We start from the raw sequence: 18,684 nt of genomic DNA on the forward strand, positions 1-18,684 counted from the left end.
ACACTAGTATGGTATGTTACAATGATTTTCTAACAGTATATGCAAAACGAATAGCCTGTGCGATTCATAAGATTTCAGAAAAGGAGGTTTTCAATATGCTTTTTCGTAGCTATACCCCGCAGTTCCATAATGAAAATAAACAACTCATTCCTCATAGTATCGCTACGATGGAAAGCGTTATGATTAATAATCGAAAACAAACCCTCCTTATGCGCGGGCAAAACGTAGAGCAGCCTATTTTATTATGCTGTCACGGCGGACCTGGCATGGCACAAATCGGGTTTATTCGCCATTTTCAAAAAGAATTAGAGAAGCACTTTATCGTTATTAATTGGGATCAACGCGGGGCAGGAAAATCCTTTTCAATGAAAGATTTCGGAGCAAGTTTTACAATCGAACAATTCGTTTCCGATGCAAAAGAAGTGATTCAATATGTATTGAAAAAGTTCAACAAACAAAAACTCTTTCTCGCTGGTCATTCTTGGGGAAGTATTATTGGTCTTAAGATAGCACATCGATATCCACAGTATATAGAGGCTTATATCGGTATTGGTCAAATTGTACATATGAAACAAAACGAAGAATTGCTATATCAACATTTAATTCGTTCTGCTAAAAAACATGATCATAAAAAAGCATTAGCTTCCCTTTTAAAATTAGGCAAACCACCATTTTTAGATACGAGACGTCTCATTATTCAAAGAAAGTGGCTTGGCACATTTGGAGGAGCAATCCAAAACGGATCTTCCTTTTCTTTCATACGAAAAGGTTTCTTTTCTCCTGAATATACGCTATTAGATTGGTTCAAGTTTCTCGCAGGAAACTTGAAATCTGGCGTTTTATGGGAAGAAATGCTGACAATTGATTTCTTTTCGTCCATTTCAAGTTTATCTATTCCTGTTTACTTTTGTTCTGGTCGCTATGATTATCAAACTCCTTATGCACTCGTTCAGGAATATTGTGATGTTATGGAAGCACCCATAAAAAAGATGATTTGGTTTCCAAATTCAGCACATTCTCCTGATTTAGAAGAACCTGAATTATTTGCTAATTCTTTACGATCAATTAAACAAGAGCTAGCTTTTCAGCATTAGTAACAAAAGGCTCTTTTACATTTCATAGAAAACATTTTATAATAATATGTCGCAACTATGTATAAATCTAGCAAAGTGCTTCATATTTACTTGCCTTAACAGAATAAAAATTTAGGGAGATTACATTTATTATGAATGCTGTACTCGTCGCAGTAGCAGTTATGCTATTGCTTAGTTTGTTACGTGTCCAGGTCATTGTCGCCATCATTGTTGGAGCTTTAACAGGCGGAATTATCGGCGGACTCGGTATTTCAGAAACTATTAACACTTTTACAACTGGTCTTGGAAACAGCGCTCCAATCGCTTTAAGTTATGCAATGCTTGGCGGTTTCGCTATTTCTCTTTCCAAAACAGGACTTCCAGATGCCATGATTCAAACTGCATTAAAATGGATTGGCAATGAACAAGACACGAAAAAACAAGTTTATTCAAAAATACTTATTTTATTCATTATCTTAACGATGGCTTGTTTCTCACAAAATGTTATCCCTGTTCATATCGCTTTCATCCCCATCTTAATTCCAGCACTTTTAAAAGTATTAAATGAGCTGAAAGTAGATCGAAGACTTGTTACATGTATTATTACATTCGGATTAATTACTCCTTACATGTGGATTCCTGCAGGATTCGGAAAAATTTATCATGACGTATTACAAACAAATGCCGCGCAAAGTGGTCTTACATTTGACGTTACGCTTATTCCAAAAGCGATGACTATTCCATCAATCGGTATGATTATTGGATTATGTGTCGCGGTATTTATTACGTACCGAAAACCTCGTACGTATGAAACAGAACAAATTCATACTACCGAAAATGAAATCGTTCCCTATACAAAACGAAGCATTATTTTCGGACTAGTATCTATCTTAGCTACATTGACTGTTCAATTAGCAACAGAATCAATGATTTTCGGTGCTCTAGCGGGGATTATCGTTTTATCAGTTAGTGGTAGTCTACCTCTTAAAGAAGCAGATGCAATTTTAACAAGCGGAATGCGTATGATGTCCTTTATCGGATTTGTTATGATTTCTGCTGCTGGATTCGGTGCTGTCCTTCGAAAAACAGGACATGTTGAATCCCTTGTGCAAACGAGTGCACATATAATTGGAAATAACAAACCACTCGCTGCATTTCTTATGCTCGTTATTGGACTTCTCGTTACGATGGGAATTGGTTCATCCTTTTCAACCATCCCTATTTTAACAACAATTTTTGTACCTCTTTGCATTCAGCTTGGGTTTAGTCCAATGGCTACAATTGCAATTATCGGTACAGCCGGAGCGCTAGGCGATGCAGGATCTCCAGCATCAGATAGTACACTTGGACCAACATCCGGTTTAAATGCTGATGGTCAACACCATCATATATGGGATACATGTGTACCAACTTTTCTGCATTATAATATACCGTTACTTATATTTGGCTTTATTGCCGCAATTACATTATAAAAGGTGCGTTTTATACGCACCTTTTACTTTTTTATTTTTCCTTTTAATTGTTGCAAAGCTATTTTCCCATTTTCCTCGACATAACTTTCAATTTTCATGAGTGACGGGCCTATCCATTCACTGTCTACACTCCCGTTCAGTCCAATAATTTTCAATTTATCCGGTATACGGATATTTAAATTTTTCGCTGCTCGAATTAACTCAAAAGTAGTCTTATCACTTGAAGTTACAATTCCATCTATATACGGATTGTTTTGCAATAATGTAATAAACTGTTTATTCGTATACCCTTGTACACATTCTTCTCGATAAGAGATTCCTTCCTCCCAAACAGCATCTAAAAATCCTGATATGTGCTCTTCCATTTCTTCACTATCTTCTCCCTCACTGAAATAAGCAAGAAAGTGACAGCCTTTCTCTTTTAATAAAGAAACCGCTCTTTGTCCACTTTCATAATAATTTGCATGGGAGTTTTTTTCATCAATCACAACGAACGGAAGTGGAATTTCTCCTATACTTTTAAAAACGGATTTTGTCAAAATAACACCTGCAACGTTATTTCCCTCCAACATACGTATGTATCTCTCTTTATTCTCTATATTACAAACAATGATTTGATATCCTTCTTTATATGCTATTTCCTCAATACAATGTAGCAAAGTGATGTTTGATGGGTCATATAAATTATCTACAAGTAATGCAATTATCGTTGAATCTTGTTTAAACAATGGCTTCGCTGTAACATTTGGCCTATAACGTAATTCTTCAATTGCTTCCTTTACTTGTTTTACTGTGTCCTCATGAACGTATCCTTTTTCATTAATAACTCGTGAAACGGTTGCGACTGAAACACCTGCCAATTTTGCAACATCACGTATAGTTGCCACATCGTCACCCCTTAATATGGTAATAGATTACAATTTTACGGTAACCTATATTCTAATATTCGTCAAGATTAATAACTTATATTTCTGAAAATTGTTACATCATTTCGTTAAACGATACTCTAATTGAATTTCATGTAAAATTTGGATATTATCGTACCCAATACGCGGAATTTCTTTCTTTATCTTTCGTGCTTCATCCACTGCGTTCACATATAAATGAGTCATCACAAAATTACGTTTTTGGTAAAAACGTAACGCATTCATATTATCATTTGTTGTAATAAGCCAAACCTGCCTGCACCGCTCTTCTTCTGCAACTTGCAATACACAATCCACAAGCTTCGTCCCTATTCCTTTTCTTTCTTCAAAGCTATCTAACGATACAATTTCGCACATATTTCCTGTCACTTCATACGTTATAATTCCGATTATTCTGTCATCTGATAGCGCAATAAACCCTGGCAACCCTTCTAACTGATGCCTCTTCCCACGCGAAACCATCAATGAACTTCCCCAGTTCTCACACATGAACATTCGGATTGTTTCTCTCATCGCTGGCGTAATTTTTTGTATATGCAGCATTTCCTATTTCTCCCCTTTTCTATCATTGTGATACAATGTAAGTGTATCACATGTAACGGTATTTGGAGGATGAGGTAAAGTATGAAACGTTTTTTTGCAGCATTGTTTACTATACTAGGTGCGATAACTGCCCTTGGGATTTTCTTTACAAATAAAGTGATGTACTTAAAGAAAAAAACAGAGGAAGAAGTACTCGAAAGAGAAACGAAAAAACATTTTCGTTTAGAGGATTTTGATGCTCTTCATAAAGAAGAAATTCATATCCCTTCGCAATTTGGATATGATCTTCACGGATATTACATTCCTGCTGGTCATTCCAATAAGTTTATGGTTTTTTGTCACGGCGTAACTGTAAATAAAATGAACTCTGTAAAATATGCACAGTTATTTTTAAACAAAGGATATAATGTCGTTATTTATGATCATCGTCGTCATGGTAAAACTGGCGGAAAAACAACAAGCTATGGATACTATGAAAAACATGATTTAAAATCTGTAGTTGATTGGCTAAAAAGTCGTTTTGGCACAAATATAATCCTTGGTATTCATGGTGAATCTATGGGAGCTGCAACACTTCTTCAATACGCAGGACTTGTAGAAGATGGTGCTGATTTTTATATTGCGGATTGTCCTTTCTCTGATTTTTACGGGCAATTACAGCACCGTTTAAAAGTGGAATTCCATTTACCAAAATGGCCTTTATTACCTTTAGCAAACGCATTTTTAAAAGTTCGTGACGGTTATACAATTCGTGAAGTTTCACCAATCGACTGTATAAAAAACATTAACAATCCCGTTCTCTTTATTCATAGTAAAGATGACGATTATATTTTAGCTGATATGACAAAAGCGCTATATGAAGCAAAAGAAAATAATAAGCAACTTTATATTGCAGAACACGGTGCACATGCTTGCTCTTATAACGAAAATAAAGAAGAGTATGAAGCAGCCGTCGATCAATTTTTAAACACATATGTGAAAGAAACAAAAAACAGGCTTGCATAAGCCTGTTTTTTTATTGCGCTAAAACGTCTGTAACTTGTTCCATATTTTCAGAAATCCATTGCATTGCATCATCTAACGTTGGAAATTCTGTCGTTTGAAATGTTACTTCATCTTGAAGTAACCAAACATCCTTCGATTCTTGTCCTACACCTGCAATGGACCAATGTAACAAACTATATGGATGATTATCATTCAAAAATGATGCCCACGTGCGCTCATCTGCAATATTTCGTAATGTACGTAATTGTTTATCCATCTTTCGTCACCTTACTCTAGTCAGTTATAAAAAACATTATAACACTCTCTTCTCTTTCGAACAAAGTGCTCTTTTTGCCCCGCTATTTGCGGGCAGTAAAAATCCTACCTCAAAACTCGGCTGAATCAAAGAAGTTAGGTGGGATAGTAACTGCCCCTAAAAGCCCGATTGGTTCAACTAATAATCAGTGAGATGCCCCCCCACTAATTAAAGTTTCACTTTATATTGTCAAGTACTTCCCTTGATTATATGATGGAATTAAGCGTTTGGGAAGGAGGGATAGTGTTGGCAAAAGTACAAATTAAAGTAAATGACAATGGCTCTTTTCGCGTTACAGGGGACGTGGAATTAGTCGACTCACAAGGGAATGTATTCCCAGCAAAACCGGCATTTTCTTTATGCCGCTGTGGTTTATCAAAAAATATGCCTTATTGTGATGCTTCGCATAAAGGTAAGTTCGAGTCTGTTGTTAGAGCACCAGAGGCAGAATAATTTCACATGTGACATGCACATTTTTTTGTGCATGTTTTTTCTTTTTATCGACTCCGCTATATCCCTTCTCCTTACAATATTTCTAATACTTTTGTCTCCATTCCAGCCTACATATATTTTCACACAATTCTTCACATTCGAATACTTTTTACTAGCCTTTTATTTTTTTTGTGCTATAATTTGACCAAACAGCATCCTTCGGGGTCGGGTGAAATTCCCAACCGGCGGTGATGAAGCGAGCGCTTCTAAGTCCGTGACCCGTTTTCAACTCGAAAACGGTGGATCTAGTGAAACTCTAGGGCCGACAGTATAGTCTGGATGGGAGAAGGATATGTTTCTAGTTTTTTATATAGTGAATACACTTTTATTTCAGTATGCATATTTTTAAAGATTCATTTTGATTCTTTATATATGTTTTGTTTTCTATACTCATTTTTTATACTGAAATAAAAAGAGACAACTAGCGTTTAAAAAATCCGATATTTTGCTAGGTTTTTTCCTTATGCAGAAATATGGATTATCGTTAGGTTTCTTTCCTATGCTTTCGTATTCGGACTATATTTCTAGAAATCACGTCTCCCAAACCCCAAGGATATTAAAATCCTTGGGGTTTTTTGATTTTTTTAGGAGAGGTGAAGAAAATGACAGATCAAGAATATATGAGGATTGCCCTGCAGTTAGCAGTAGGAACATCAGGACAAACAAGTCCAAATCCTATGGTTGGTGCTGTTGTTGTAAAAGGTGGAAACATCGTCGGTATGGGAGCTCATTTACGTGCTGGTAAAGAACACGCAGAAGTTCATGCTCTTCATATGGCTGGTGAAAAAGCAAAAGGAGCTACAGTCTATGTCACACTTGAACCATGTAGCCATTTTGGAAAAACACCACCTTGCTGTGATTTGCTCATCAAAAAAGGAGTCAAACGGGTTGTAATTGCTACTCTTGATTGCAATCCTCTCGTTTCTGGTAATGGAAAAAGGAGATTAGAAGAAGCTGGAATCGAAGTAACTACCGGTGTCCTTGAAGCAGAAGCAGTTTTATTAAATCGCTACTTTTTTCACTACATGAAAACGAAACGCCCATTTGTAACAATAAAAACAGCGATGAGCTTAGATGGAAAAATAGCAACTGTAACTGGTGACAGTAAATGGATTACAGGTGAAGAAGCACGAGCTGATGTTCATCAATATCGCCATACACACGATGCAATTCTTGTTGGAGTGAATACAGTTATAGCTGATAATCCGCATTTAACAACAAGAATTCCTAATGGGGGTAAAAATCCTATACGCGTTATTTTAGATACTCATTTAAAAACGCCACCATCTTCTCATGTCATAACAGATTGTTTAGCACCGACATGGATTATGGTTGGTCAGGGTGTAAATAAAGAGAAAATAGCTTCTTTTGAATCTAAAAATATAGCTATATTCCAAATGAAAACGAAACAAATTGAAATTCAAGATGTTTTAGACCTACTCGGCGAAAAACAAATCCTATCTCTTTTCGTTGAGGGTGGTCAAACGGTTCATGCAAGTTTCTTACAAACAAATAATTTCAATGAAATTGTAACTTATATAAGTCCAAAGTTAATTGGCGGGAAAGATGCCCCTACTTTATTTGGCGGAAATGGTTTTTCAAAATTACAAGATGCGCTTTCCTTAAAAATTCAAGAGATGAAACAAATTGGCGATGATATAAAAATCGTTGCGAATGCCCGAAACGAGGTGACGAAATGTTTACAGGAATTGTAGAAGAATTAGGAACGATAACAAATATGCAACAAAGCGGGGAGGCAATGAAGTTAACGATACATGCAAATGAAATTTTATCAGATGTTCATTTAGGCGATAGTATAGCGGTTAACGGTATTTGCTTAACTGTAACGAGCTTTACACCTACTTCATTTACAGTTGATGCAATGCCCGAAACGATGAAATCAACATCACTTCGCCTGCTCAAATCACACTCTAAAGTAAATCTAGAGCGAGCTATGGCTGCAAACGGACGATTCGGTGGACATTTCGTTTCAGGACATATTGATGGCATCGGGACGATATTAAACAAAAAACAACACTATAATGCCATCTATTACAAAATAGCTATTTCGGATGAACTGCTACGCTATTGTTTGCATAAAGGATCCATTGCTGTTGATGGAACGAGTTTGACAATATTTGATATAGACGAATCTTCCATTACAATCTCACTCATCCCGCACACAGTAAGCGAATCTGTTATCGGAGAAAAGAATGCCGGTGACATCGTAAACATTGAGTGTGACATGATTGGTAAATATATCGAACGCTTTATTACTAAGCCTGTAAAACGAAAAGGTTCAATGACCGAAAGCTTTTTACAAGAAAACGGATTTCTATAAGGGGGAAGCATTATGTTTCATCGTATTGAAGAAGCTCTAGAAGATTTAAAACAAGGAAAAGTCGTTATCGTATGTGATGATGAAAACCGTGAAAACGAAGGCGATTTTATCGCTTTAGCAGAGTATATTACGCCAGAAACGATTAATTTTATGATTACACATGGACGCGGTCTCGTTTGTGTACCGATTACGGAAGAATACGCAGAACGCCTACAACTAGAACCAATGGTATCTCATAATACAGATTCGCATCATACTGCATTTACAGTGAGCATTGACCATGTTTCTACCACAACAGGGATTAGCGCTCACGAACGTGCAACTACGATACAAGAATTGTTAAACCCTGCATCAAAAGGTACTGATTTCAATCGTCCTGGACATATCTTTCCATTAATCGCGAAAGAAGGCGGTGTCCTGCGCCGTGCAGGTCATACAGAGGCTGCTGTCGATTTAGCACAGCTTTGCGGAGCAGAACCAGCTGGCGTCATTTGCGAAATTATTAATGAAGACGGTACGATGGCACGCGTACCTGATTTACTACAGTGCGCAAAACAATTTGATATAAAAATGATTACAATAGAAGATTTAATTGCTTATCGCCGCCACCATGAAACACTTGTGACGAGAGAAGTGGAAATTACATTACCTACAGATTTCGGTACTTTCCATGCAATTGGCTATTCTAACTCATTAGATACGAAAGAACATATCGCACTCGTAAAAGGTGATATTTCAACAGGTGAGCCTGTACTTGTACGCGTTCATTCAGAGTGCTTAACAGGAGATGTATTTGGCTCGTGCCGCTGTGATTGCGGACCACAACTCCATGCTGCACTTGCTCAAATTGAGCGTGAAGGAAAAGGCGTTCTTCTTTATATGAGACAAGAAGGACGAGGCATTGGGCTTCTTAATAAGCTTCGCGCTTATAAGTTACAGGAAGAAGGCTTCGATACTGTAGAAGCAAATGAAAAGCTTGGCTTCCCAGCTGATTTGCGTGATTACGGTATTGGCGCTCAAATATTAAAAGATTTAGGTTTACAACATTTACGATTATTAACGAATAATCCAAGAAAAATTGCTGGCTTACAAGGTTACGATTTAAAAGTTACGGAGCGTGTACCGTTGCAAATGCCAGCAAAAGAAGAGAATAAAGCGTATTTACAAACGAAAGTAAACAAATTAGGACATTTATTAAACTTATAATTAAAGGAGAGATTTATTATGGTATTCGAAGGTCATTTAGTTGGTACAGGATTAAAAGTTGGGGTTGTTGTTGGACGTTTTAATGAATTTATTACAAGTAAGTTACTTGGCGGCGCTTTAGACGGATTAAAGCGTCACGGTGTAGAAGAAACGGATATTGATGTTGCTTGGGTTCCTGGCGCATTTGAAATTCCTTTAATCGCTAAAAAGATGGCGAATAGCGGGAAGTATGATGCTGTTATTACGTTAGGTACTGTAATTCGCGGTGCTACAACACATTACGATTATGTTTGTAATGAAGTAGCAAAAGGTGTTGCATCTTTATCACTACAAACCGACATCCCAGTTATTTTCGGTGTATTGACGACAGAAACGATTGAGCAAGCGATCGAACGCGCGGGCACGAAAGCTGGTAATAAAGGCTACGAATCCGCCGTTGCTGCGATTGAAATGGCTCACTTATCAAAACAATGGGCATAAAAAAAGAGGCTGCGGCCTCTTTTTTATTTCTTTACTTTTTTCCGTACATCTTTTATTAATTCATTCATTGTTTTTCCTTCTGTTTGTATATGAAGAGTTTGTGCTGTTCTCCATACATTCTCTCTTTTCTTCGCTTCTTCTATAATAGTAATTTCTTTTCGTACTTCCTTTAAATCTTTCCCTTCTGTTTTCAATCCAAAATGTTCAGCTTTCGTTCGAAAATGTTGTTCAATTCGTTGTTGCATCTCTTTTTGTTCAGGATTTTCAGCGGCCTTAACTGGATCAGCACTTATTGCTTTTAGTAAAATGAGACAAGTCATAATCGCTAATATATATTTGTGCATGTAAAATCCTCCAACCCAATATAAATTACATATTTACTATGTACAATTGGCGCTTGGAAAATTCGTCCACCAAAATTCTTTTTTTCGCTCAAAATCCGTTCATATCAAGTGTTAACAGCTTTTTATTACATTTTATTTACAAAAAAAGCAAACTCTTTTACAAGTTTGCTTTTTCCTCTATCTTATAACGCACATTTTTCAATCTCAAATCCTAAATCTTCAATCATACCCCAATCTGCAGTCGGTTCTTGTCCAGCCGTTGTTAAGTAATCTCCAACAAAAATAGAGTTTGCTGCAAATAAACCGATTGGCTGTACAGAACGTAAATTGATTTCACGTCCTCCTGAAATACGAATTTCTTTCGTTGGGTTTACAAAGCGCATCATCGCCAGCACTTTTAAACATTCTACTGGTGTTAACTCCTTTTGCCCTTCAAGCGGCGTACCCTTTACAGCAACAAGGAAATTACATGGAATTGAATCTGCATCTATACGTTGTAATTCAAATGCAATTTCAGCACGCTCTTCTATTGTCTCCCCCATTCCAAAAATCGCCCCAGAGCATGGTGAAATACCCGCTTGTTTCGCCTTTTGAACCGTATCAACACGGTCGTCATACGTATGAGTGGAGCAAATACTTTCGTAATTATTTGCATGTGTATTTAAATTGTGGTTATAACGATGTACACCAGCTTCTGCTAAACGTCCTGCTTGATCTTCATTTAAGAAACCTAAACAACAACAAATCTTTAAATCTGTCGTTTCACGAATCTCCTTAACTGCTCCAATTACGTGATTCACCTCTTTATCTGTTGGGCGACGACCAGATGCTACAATACAATATGTACCCGCTTTACGGCGAATCGCTTCGTGTGCTCCTTCTACAATCTTTTCCTGCGTTAGCCATGCATATTTATCAATCGGTGCCTCTGAAATAATAGACTGAGAACAATATCCGCAATCTTCAGGACATAATCCAGACTTCGTATTAATAATCATATTCAATTTTACTTTCTTACCAAAGTGATGATGGCGAATAATATAAGCCGCATTCATAATTTCTAAAATCTCTGTATCGTCAGCTTCTAATATCGCTATTGCATCTTCTTTCGTAATCATTTTCTCTTCTACTACGTCGTATGCAAGTTTGTTCCAATCCCTTTTTGTTTGTACTTGTTTCATTTCATCTCTTCCCCTCTTTTGTTATATGCACAAATAAAGCATGATACGTTGCCATTATCCCGTCATTTCCCGTGAAGTCTCTTTCGTATATGCGAAGCATTGCGCGAAAGAGTGAGGGACTTTGGCAATATGGTTCTTCATTACTATTAGTCGCTCCTACTTTTCGAATAGAATGCAGAAACTCCCTAACTTCTGTAAAACTCTCTATGTAACATGTTTCAGAAACATGCACATCCCCTGTTTCTATTTCACATATATGTCGTAACTGATTTTTCGAATAAAAACGTTGCCCAATCGATGTTTCGTTTTGTATATTTTTTTCTTCTTTCGCCCGCCGGAACGAAGCATGCAATTCTTGAAATGTTTCATGTCCAAACGTTGAAAAGAGTACTATCCCATCTATAGACAGATGATCAAATAAATTTCTTATCACTTGTTTTAAATCATTTAGCCATTGAAATGTGGCATTTGAAATAATGACATCATATGTTTCTTCTAGTCGTAACCTTTCGATATCCTCACAGTAAAACGTTACATTTTTCACATTTTGTCTAGTTTTCGCAATTGCGATCATACTTTCAGCAAAATCAACAGCTGTAATATGCGCTTTCGGAAATAAGTTTGATAATTGCGCTGTAACATATCCTGTCCCGCATCCAAGTTCTAAAATACGTATCGATGAATTTGCACTATATCGCCGATTCAATATAGAAAGTAATGAGTGTGCCATCTTTTTTTGTACATTTGCATATTGATCGTAGGATACAGCTGCCACGTTAAACCGTTTTTGTAGTAACGTTTTGTTGATCATGTCGTATCCCCTCTACAAATTGAATTATCTCATTTCCGCAATATTCGAAATTCGTCACGCATAATGCGTGTCCAGCCTCACTTACTACCTTGAGCATGGCAGTCTCATTTTCAGCCATACTACGCGCTGCAGACAATGGACATATTACATCCTTCTCCCCATGAATAAGTAGTATAGGTACTTTCACTTCTTTCAGTTCTTCTCTCATATCTGTTTCTATTAAATAATCCAAACCTAATTGTAAAGACTGAATAGAATCACCTTTAAAACGGTCTACAATGTCTTCAAAGTTTTTATTCTCTTTTAGCTCATCTTTCGTAAACATATTTTCATAAAACCGCTTGAGCGTATCTTCTTTCTTTCTCGCCAAATTCTTTTTCAGCCGTTCCACATGCAAAGCATTCCATCCACTCGTATAGTCGCTCGTATTTGTAAATTTGGCAGTACCACCAATTAGTACAATACCTTTTGCCTTAATCTTTTTATGAGCTTGAACTGCCGCTAACGCTCCTAATGACCATCCAACTAAAATTACATTTTCATCCTTTGCTACATCTATTATTCGCCCCGCAAATTCACTTTGTTCTTTCACGTTACGCCAATTGATACATTGAACAGAATATCCTTTAAAATACGGCAGAACTAAAGTCCAAACACCTTCTTCCATTCCCCACCCAGAAATAAAAATAATCTTTAGCTCTTTCATACTAAAAACCTCTCTTCTTTACCAATGCGTATAATATGCTGAATAGCCCATTTCAAATCAGCTATTGTATGTTGTGATGTAACTGCAAAGCGAATTCGAGAACTATTGACTGGTACAGTTGGCGGACGAATTGCAATAGCTGCAATACCTGCCTCTTGTAACCCTTTACTAAACCGTAAAGCTGTTTCATTTGAACCGACCACAATCGGTACAATATGAGTTGAGCTATTCCCAATATCAAAACCAGCTTCTCGTAAATGGTTTCTGAAATAAGCTCCATTCTCTATAAGTCTCTCTCTTCTTTCATTATCTTCTTTCACAATTTCAATTGCTTTTTGTACCGCTCCTAAAGTCCCTGGTGGTAAAGCAGTAGTAAAAATAAAGCTTCTCATCATATTTTGTAAATACTCTATATAAATTGCATCACCTGTCAAATACGCACCATAACACCCTAAAGCCTTGCTAAACGTCCCCATATGTATATCAATTTTTTGAGCAAGATCTTTTTCTATATGAGATAATCCAGCTCCGCCGATTCCATATATTCCACTCGCATGCGCTTCATCAACTATAATGATTGCCCCGTATTTCTCTTTTAGCTGCACTAACTCCCTCAAATACGCAGTATCACCATCCATACTAAAAACAGTATCAGTTACAATTAATTTCCGCTTTTCAGGAGATGCTGTTTTCAACAACTTCTCTAAATGCTCCAAATCATTATGCCGATACCTTTTATGTTCTGCCCCGCTTAATATAATTCCATCAACAATGCTTGCGTGATTTAATTTATCACTAAATACAATATCGTGACGACAGGCTAAAGAAGATATTACCCCTACATTCGCTGTATACCCACTATTTACGATTAATGCTCTTTCAGTATCTTTCCAGTTGCATATACTTCTCTCCACCTCTTCATACAATGGATAATTTCCTACAACGAGACGAGAGGCAGTCGAACCAGTTCCATATTCTTTTGTACACGCAATAGCAGCTTCTTTTAACCTCACATCTCCAGCTAACCCTAAATAATTATTTGACGCTAAATTTAGCATCTTTTTCTCATCTCGAATAAGCCATGTCTCTTCTGCTTGCTCTGTTACATGCAAATTGCGATACTGCCCTTGCTCATGTAATTGTTGTAATTTAGATTGAAGATGTGTGCGCCACATTTGATTCATTTCGGATGAACTCCTCTAACTTTGAAATCATTATATATTCTTTAGCAGCTTCCAAGACTTCTTCTTTTGTAAACTCACCTTCAAAGAATGGTAATAAGCCTAAAACCGGTACCCCACTTAGCTCTTCAATCATTACTTTATTTTCTTGTACCCTTTCCATTTCGCATTCTTTGCAGCCAGATAAAATGACACCTGCTACTGTTAAGCCATGTGCCTTTGCATAATCAATCGTTAAAACTGTATGATTTACTGTTCCTAATGTAGGACGCGCTACTACAATAAGAGGGAGCTGTAATTCTTTTGCGAAATCAATTACTAAAGCGTCTTCTGTATATGGAACAGCTAATCCACCTGCACCTTCTACAAGTAGGCTATTAAACTCTTTCAATCGTTCATTATAGTGGTGAATAATGTCTTTTAACGTTACTGTCCTTCCAGCTCTTTTCATGGCAAGTCTCGGAGCAAGTGGTTCTTCAATAGAATAAGGGCAAATTTCATCTTCTTTTGTCGATACACCTGATAATACTTTTAACCTTGCTGCATCTCCCTCTGGATTCGATGCAACATGTCCACTTTGCAACGGTTTATATACCCCTACGTTATATCCTAATTCTCTAAATACACCTGCTAATGCACCTGCAACTACAGTTTTCCCCACTTCAGTATCCGTTGCTGTTATGAAAAAACCGCTCATCCTTCTCCCCCCGTAACATCCGAGATTGCTTTATATAAAATACGTAACATATCATCAATCTCATCAATTGTAGAAGCAAGCGGAGGCATAAATACAATCGTGTTGCCAAGCGGCCGCAAAATCATGCCCAACTCTCTTGAGCGTTTACATACTTGAACACCGACTCTCTCTGTCCATTCAAACGCTTCTTTCGTTTCCTTATTCTTCACAAGTTCAATTCCAACCATTAACCCACACTGACGAATATCCCCTACATGTTTAAATGCAAAGAGCTCTTCTAATTGCGTCGCCACATATTCTGTTTTACGTGCCACTTCTTCTATTAAATTTGTTTTTTCGTATAGTTCTAGATTCGCAATTGCTACCGCACACCCTAACGGATTCCCTGTATAACTATGACCATGGAAAAATGTTTTTTGTTCTTCATAGTCTCCTAAAAAGGCATTATAAATTTCATCTGTCGTTACGGTAATTGCAACTGGTAAATATCCACCTGTTAAACCTTTTCCGGCTGTTAAAATATCCGGCGTTACATTTTCATGTTCACATGCAAACATTTTCCCGGTACGCCCAAACCCAGTCGCTACCTCATCTGTAATAAATAAAACGTTATATTTTGTACATAAATTACGTAGTCCTCTTAAGTATCCTTTTGGCATTGTAATCATACCGCCAGCACCTTGCATTAAAGGTTCTACAATAATCGCTGCAATTTCTTCATGTTTATCTTTCAGCAGCTCTTCCATTTCTTCTAAATGTTTTTTCACAATTTCCTCCTTATTATTTCCATAAGGAGAACGATATGTATATGGATAAGGCATTTTAATTGCCTCAAATAAAAGTGAACTATACACTTGGTGAAACAAGTCTATTGCTCCTACTGAAACAGCTCCAATTGTATCACCGTGATACGCTTCTTTTAATGTTACAAATCTTTGTTTCTTCGGTTTTCCTTTATGCTGCCAATATTGAAATGCCATCTTAATTGCAATTTCAACAGCGCTAGAACCGGAGTCGGAATAGAATACTTTCTTCAAACCTTCTGGTACAACTTCGATTATTTTTTCTGCTAATAAAATAGATGGAACGTTAGCGAGTCCTAACATAGTAGAATGGGCAATTTTATTTAATTGCTCACGAATTGCCTCATCTAGTTCCGGCACTTGATGCCCATGAACATTTAACCAAATAGACGAAACACCGTCCCAATATTCATTTCCATTTACATCGTATAGCTTTCGCCCTTCTCCACGTTCAATAATGACAGGATCTTCTTCTAAATAATCCTTCATTTGTGTAAATGGGTGCCATACATAGGCTTTACTTTTTTTCGATAACTCTTCATATGTATAAGATGGTTTGTCAGTCGTACTCTTACTAAAAGTCACAATTGTCACCCCTAATGTTAACTTGTTTATAAATATAGTTAACATTAAATCTAAATTACTGTCAATTATTTTTAAATCAAAAAGTTCTTAAAAAAGAACAACTTATCATACGATAAGTTGTTCTACTTTCCGTGTTGTATCTTTCCGATTTCTAAAATAATCTCTTCATCTTTTTTGCCTTCTGTATCAATGCCAAGTTGTTTAGCATGCTCAATTAATAAATCATGACGCTGCTCAAATCTAGCCTTATCTACTTCTTTCGTAATTTCTTCTTTTGTTTTCCCATCAGTAGAAACTCCTAGTTTCACAGCTGTTTTTTCCATCGACTTCTTCTCTTCCGCTTCTTTCACTTTTTTCACTTCTGATTGCTGGATTTGCTTTTGCTTCGCCTGCTCTGATTCAGCTGCAAAAGCTGTGTAAATTCCAGCACTTCCGCCAATGACTAGTAAGGTGGTAAAAAGAATTATTTTTTTCTTCACTCTTTCCTCCCCTTTCAAATTCATTATAACGTACAAATTTAGAACATTAAAAACATTTAACCTTTATTTCCCTAAAAAAATATTACACATTTTTATTGACATGTATGATGAATATATGTTAAAAATTTAACTAACATCATATGAATCGGCATTGATAGGATTTAGTAGTATTTCGATTTCTGATTTCAGAGAGCTGGTGGTCGGTGCGAACCAGTACAGAGCGAATTATGAATTACCCCCTGGAGCTTCTTTTGCGAAACGTAAGGAGTAGTGAAAGACGGTTATAGACCGTTATATCTAAAGAGTGGTGAAACGAAACTGTTTCACAATTTAGGGTGGTACCGCGAATTTTTCGTCCCTGCATATATTGCAGGGGCGTTTTTATTTTATTAGCGCATATCATACGACCCTTTATTTTGTGATACATTCATTTCACAAGCTAGGGTGGTACCGCGATTTCTTCGTCCCTGCATAATTATATGCAGGGACGTTTTTTTATCCAATCATTTCCGTATCATATTGAAGGATCAACAATTACCGGTAATTTGTCACAAAATTCTAAATTTTAGAAGGAAATAGACAATTTTGGCGAATTTTATATAAAAAAGAGCTATTTTAGATTACTTAGGAGGGGAAAACAATGGTTTCAAAAATTGAATCTGTTCTTTTAACATTATTTATCTTTTTCTGTATTGGCTTTAGTGTTATTCAATTAGAAGTTTCACCACACATCCCAATTTTATTTGGTATCGTTCTTTTATTAGCATTTGGATTTATGAAAAAAATCTCTTGGTCTACTATGGAAAAAGGGATGATCAGTAGTATTTCAGCTGGTATTCCATCTATTTTTATTTTCTTACTTGTAGGCGTATTAATTAGTGTTTGGATCGCTGCTGGAACAATTCCAACTTTAATGGTGTACGGCTTCCAGCTTGTATCTCCAAAGATTTTCGTTCCGACTGTTTTTGTTGTTTGTGCAATTGTTGGAACAAGTATCGGTAGTGCCTTTACAACTGCCGCAACTGTAGGACTTGCCTTTATGGGCATGGGTAGCGCTCTCGGATACGACCCGGCTCTAATCGCTGGTGCAATTATTTCTGGTGCATTCTTTGGAGATAAAATGTCTCCTTTATCTGATACAACTAACTTAGCTCCTGCTGTTACGGGTGTAGATTTATTTGAGCATATTCGTAACATGCTTTGGACAACAGTTCCAGCTTTCATTATTGCTTTTATCGCATTTTTCATTTTAGGAGGCGGTACTAGTGGAGACGTTGACTTCACTAACTTTATTAGCACATTAGAAAAAAATGCAACGATTTCTATCGTTACACTTATTCCAATTTTATTACTGTTCCTATTCGCATTTAAAAAGGTTCCAGCCGTTCCAACATTACTTGCAGGAATTGTGGTAGGAATTATTATTCTCTTTATTTTTAAACCTAGCACTTCTTTAGCTGATTTAATGAAAATCATGCAAGACGGCTACGTTTCTAAAACTGGTATTAAAGACATTGATAGCTTACTATCTCGTGGTGGTCTACAAAGCATGATGATGTCGATTGCCCTTATTTTCCTAGCTCTTTGTATGGGAGGGTTATTACAAGGAATGGGTATTATCACGCAGCTAATGAATATCATCTCTAGCTTCGTAAAAAATAGCACACGCTTAATTATTTCTACTGCTTCAACTGCAATTGGTGTAAACTTCTTACTTGGTGAGCAGTACTTATCCATCGTTTTAACAGGACAAGCATTTGCTAAAAAATACGATGAAGTTGGTTTAGAACGTCGCAATTTATCACGCGTATTAGAAGATGCTGGTACAGTTATTAACCCGCTCGTACCATGGGGTGTAAGTGGTGTATTCTTATCGAACGTCCTTGGCGTTCCGACATTTGATTACCTTCCATTCGCAATTTTCTGTTTAGCGTGCCCGGTCTTAACAATTATCGTCGGCTTTACTGGATTTGGACTTTCATGGAAGAAAGAAAAAGCAGTTACAATGTCATAATATAAAAAAAGGATTACCTGAATCGGTAATCCTTTTTTTATATTTCTCGA

General features: G+C 36.7%; 20 protein-coding genes, 1 riboswitch and 1 other annotated feature. Of the genes, 9 read left to right on the top strand and 11 right to left on the bottom strand.

What is annotated here, in order from left to right; genetic code table 11:
- The first annotated feature begins 95 nt into the window (after positions 1-95).
- Both DN390_RS11090 and DN390_RS11095 read left to right on the top strand, forming a co-directional pair.
- Positions 96-1,094, top strand: a complete 999-nt coding sequence (locus DN390_RS11090) for an alpha/beta fold hydrolase (RefSeq protein ID WP_147807341.1) — start codon at positions 96-98, stop codon at positions 1,092-1,094.
- Between the two features lie 131 nt (positions 1,095-1,225).
- Positions 1,226-2,545 (top strand): Na+/H+ antiporter family protein, encoded by a 1,320-nt coding sequence (locus DN390_RS11095; RefSeq protein ID WP_097950642.1) that lies wholly within the window; start codon positions 1,226-1,228, stop codon positions 2,543-2,545.
- Between the two features lie 23 nt (positions 2,546-2,568).
- Here the strand turns inward: DN390_RS11095 and DN390_RS11100 are convergent, their stop codons facing one another.
- Together DN390_RS11100 and DN390_RS11105 are read right to left on the bottom strand one after the other, a co-directional pair.
- Positions 2,569-3,432 (bottom strand): LacI family DNA-binding transcriptional regulator, encoded by an 864-nt coding sequence (locus DN390_RS11100; RefSeq protein WP_147807342.1) that lies wholly within the window; start codon positions 3,430-3,432, stop codon positions 2,569-2,571.
- A gap of 99 nt (positions 3,433-3,531) precedes the next feature.
- The gene (locus DN390_RS11105; RefSeq protein ID WP_147807343.1) at positions 3,532-4,014 is read right to left on the bottom strand and encodes a GNAT family N-acetyltransferase; all 483 of its coding nucleotides are present in this window, start codon (positions 4,012-4,014) and stop codon (positions 3,532-3,534) included.
- 81 nt (positions 4,015-4,095) lie between these two features.
- On the opposite strand from DN390_RS11105, the gene DN390_RS11110 reads away from it, so the two are divergent.
- Positions 4,096-5,019 (top strand): alpha/beta hydrolase, encoded by a 924-nt coding sequence (locus DN390_RS11110; protein WP_147807344.1) that lies wholly within the window; start codon positions 4,096-4,098, stop codon positions 5,017-5,019.
- Between the two features lie 10 nt (positions 5,020-5,029).
- Here the strand turns inward: DN390_RS11110 and DN390_RS11115 are convergent, their stop codons facing one another.
- Positions 5,030-5,275 (bottom strand): DUF2552 family protein, encoded by a 246-nt coding sequence (locus DN390_RS11115; RefSeq protein WP_060632177.1) that lies wholly within the window; start codon positions 5,273-5,275, stop codon positions 5,030-5,032.
- A gap of 285 nt (positions 5,276-5,560) precedes the next feature.
- On the opposite strand from DN390_RS11115, the gene DN390_RS11125 reads away from it, so the two are divergent.
- The 5 genes from DN390_RS11125 (at position 5,561) to ribH (ending at position 9,833) form a co-directional block, all read left to right on the top strand.
- A complete protein-coding gene (locus DN390_RS11125; protein ID WP_001151582.1) occupies positions 5,561-5,767 on the top strand; it encodes a CDGSH iron-sulfur domain-containing protein in 207 nt (68 codons plus the stop codon).
- A 190-nt stretch (positions 5,768-5,957) separates the two neighbouring features.
- Positions 5,958-6,101, top strand: a riboswitch (FMN riboswitch).
- Between the two features lie 307 nt (positions 6,102-6,408).
- Positions 6,409-7,521 (top strand): bifunctional diaminohydroxyphosphoribosylaminopyrimidine deaminase/5-amino-6-(5-phosphoribosylamino)uracil reductase RibD, encoded by a 1,113-nt coding sequence (gene ribD, locus DN390_RS11130; protein ID WP_147807345.1) that lies wholly within the window; start codon positions 6,409-6,411, stop codon positions 7,519-7,521.
- On the top strand, positions 7,503-8,147 hold the full coding sequence (gene ribE / locus DN390_RS11135; RefSeq protein ID WP_097950639.1) for a riboflavin synthase subunit alpha: 645 nt from the start codon (positions 7,503-7,505) through the stop codon (positions 8,145-8,147). Before ribD ends, ribE begins: the two co-directional genes overlap by 19 nt.
- A 12-nt stretch (positions 8,148-8,159) precedes the next feature.
- A complete protein-coding gene (gene ribBA, locus DN390_RS11140; protein WP_060632180.1) occupies positions 8,160-9,353 on the top strand; it encodes a bifunctional 3,4-dihydroxy-2-butanone 4-phosphate synthase/GTP cyclohydrolase II in 1,194 nt (397 codons plus the stop codon).
- A gap of 18 nt (positions 9,354-9,371) precedes the next feature.
- Positions 9,372-9,833 (top strand): 6,7-dimethyl-8-ribityllumazine synthase, encoded by a 462-nt coding sequence (gene ribH / locus DN390_RS11145; RefSeq protein WP_000230900.1) that lies wholly within the window; start codon positions 9,372-9,374, stop codon positions 9,831-9,833.
- Positions 9,834-9,856: 23 nt separating this feature from the next.
- On the opposite strand, the gene DN390_RS11150 is transcribed toward ribH, so the two are convergent.
- The 8 genes from DN390_RS11150 to DN390_RS11185 all read right to left on the bottom strand — a co-directional run bounded on the left by DN390_RS11150 (position 9,857) and on the right by DN390_RS11185 (position 16,620).
- Positions 9,857-10,177, bottom strand: coding sequence for a hypothetical protein (locus DN390_RS11150; RefSeq protein ID WP_097950637.1), 321 nt, complete (start codon positions 10,175-10,177; stop codon positions 9,857-9,859).
- 182 nt (positions 10,178-10,359) lie between these two features.
- Positions 10,360-11,358 (bottom strand): biotin synthase, encoded by a 999-nt coding sequence (gene bioB, locus DN390_RS11155; protein WP_147807346.1) that lies wholly within the window; start codon positions 11,356-11,358, stop codon positions 10,360-10,362.
- 1 nt (position 11,359) lies between these two features.
- The gene (gene bioC, locus DN390_RS11160) at positions 11,360-12,169 is read right to left on the bottom strand and encodes a malonyl-ACP O-methyltransferase BioC (RefSeq protein WP_147807347.1); all 810 of its coding nucleotides are present in this window, start codon (positions 12,167-12,169) and stop codon (positions 11,360-11,362) included.
- On the bottom strand, positions 12,135-12,875 hold the full coding sequence (locus DN390_RS11165; RefSeq protein ID WP_098289018.1) for an alpha/beta fold hydrolase: 741 nt from the start codon (positions 12,873-12,875) through the stop codon (positions 12,135-12,137). Before DN390_RS11165 ends, bioC begins: the two co-directional genes overlap by 35 nt.
- The gene (gene bioF, locus DN390_RS11170) at positions 12,872-14,059 is read right to left on the bottom strand and encodes an 8-amino-7-oxononanoate synthase (RefSeq protein ID WP_147807348.1); all 1,188 of its coding nucleotides are present in this window, start codon (positions 14,057-14,059) and stop codon (positions 12,872-12,874) included. Before bioF ends, DN390_RS11165 begins: the two co-directional genes overlap by 4 nt.
- Positions 14,025-14,753 carry an ATP-dependent dethiobiotin synthetase BioD gene (gene bioD / locus DN390_RS11175; RefSeq protein ID WP_147807349.1) on the bottom strand — a complete coding sequence of 243 codons (729 nt, stop codon included), beginning with the start codon at positions 14,751-14,753 and terminating at the stop codon, positions 14,025-14,027. Before bioD ends, bioF begins: the two co-directional genes overlap by 35 nt.
- Positions 14,750-16,186 (bottom strand): adenosylmethionine--8-amino-7-oxononanoate transaminase, encoded by a 1,437-nt coding sequence (bioA, locus tag DN390_RS11180; protein ID WP_141439195.1) that lies wholly within the window; start codon positions 16,184-16,186, stop codon positions 14,750-14,752. Before bioA ends, bioD begins: the two co-directional genes overlap by 4 nt.
- A gap of 77 nt (positions 16,187-16,263) precedes the next feature.
- Positions 16,264-16,620 (bottom strand): hypothetical protein, encoded by a 357-nt coding sequence (locus DN390_RS11185; RefSeq protein ID WP_147807350.1) that lies wholly within the window; start codon positions 16,618-16,620, stop codon positions 16,264-16,266.
- Positions 16,621-16,762: 142 nt separating this feature from the next.
- Positions 16,763-16,983, top strand: a binding site (T-box leader).
- Positions 16,984-17,260: 277 nt separating this feature from the next.
- Here DN390_RS11185 and nhaC point away from each other — a divergent pair.
- Positions 17,261-18,634 carry a Na+/H+ antiporter NhaC gene (gene nhaC, locus DN390_RS11190; protein WP_147807351.1) on the top strand — a complete coding sequence of 458 codons (1,374 nt, stop codon included), beginning with the start codon at positions 17,261-17,263 and terminating at the stop codon, positions 18,632-18,634.
- Positions 18,635-18,684 lie beyond the last annotated feature (50 nt).

Source organism: Bacillus sp. SH7-1 (assembly GCF_008042405.1).
In the GTDB taxonomy this organism is placed as follows: domain Bacteria; phylum Bacillota; class Bacilli; order Bacillales; family Bacillaceae_G; genus Bacillus_A; species Bacillus_A thuringiensis_N.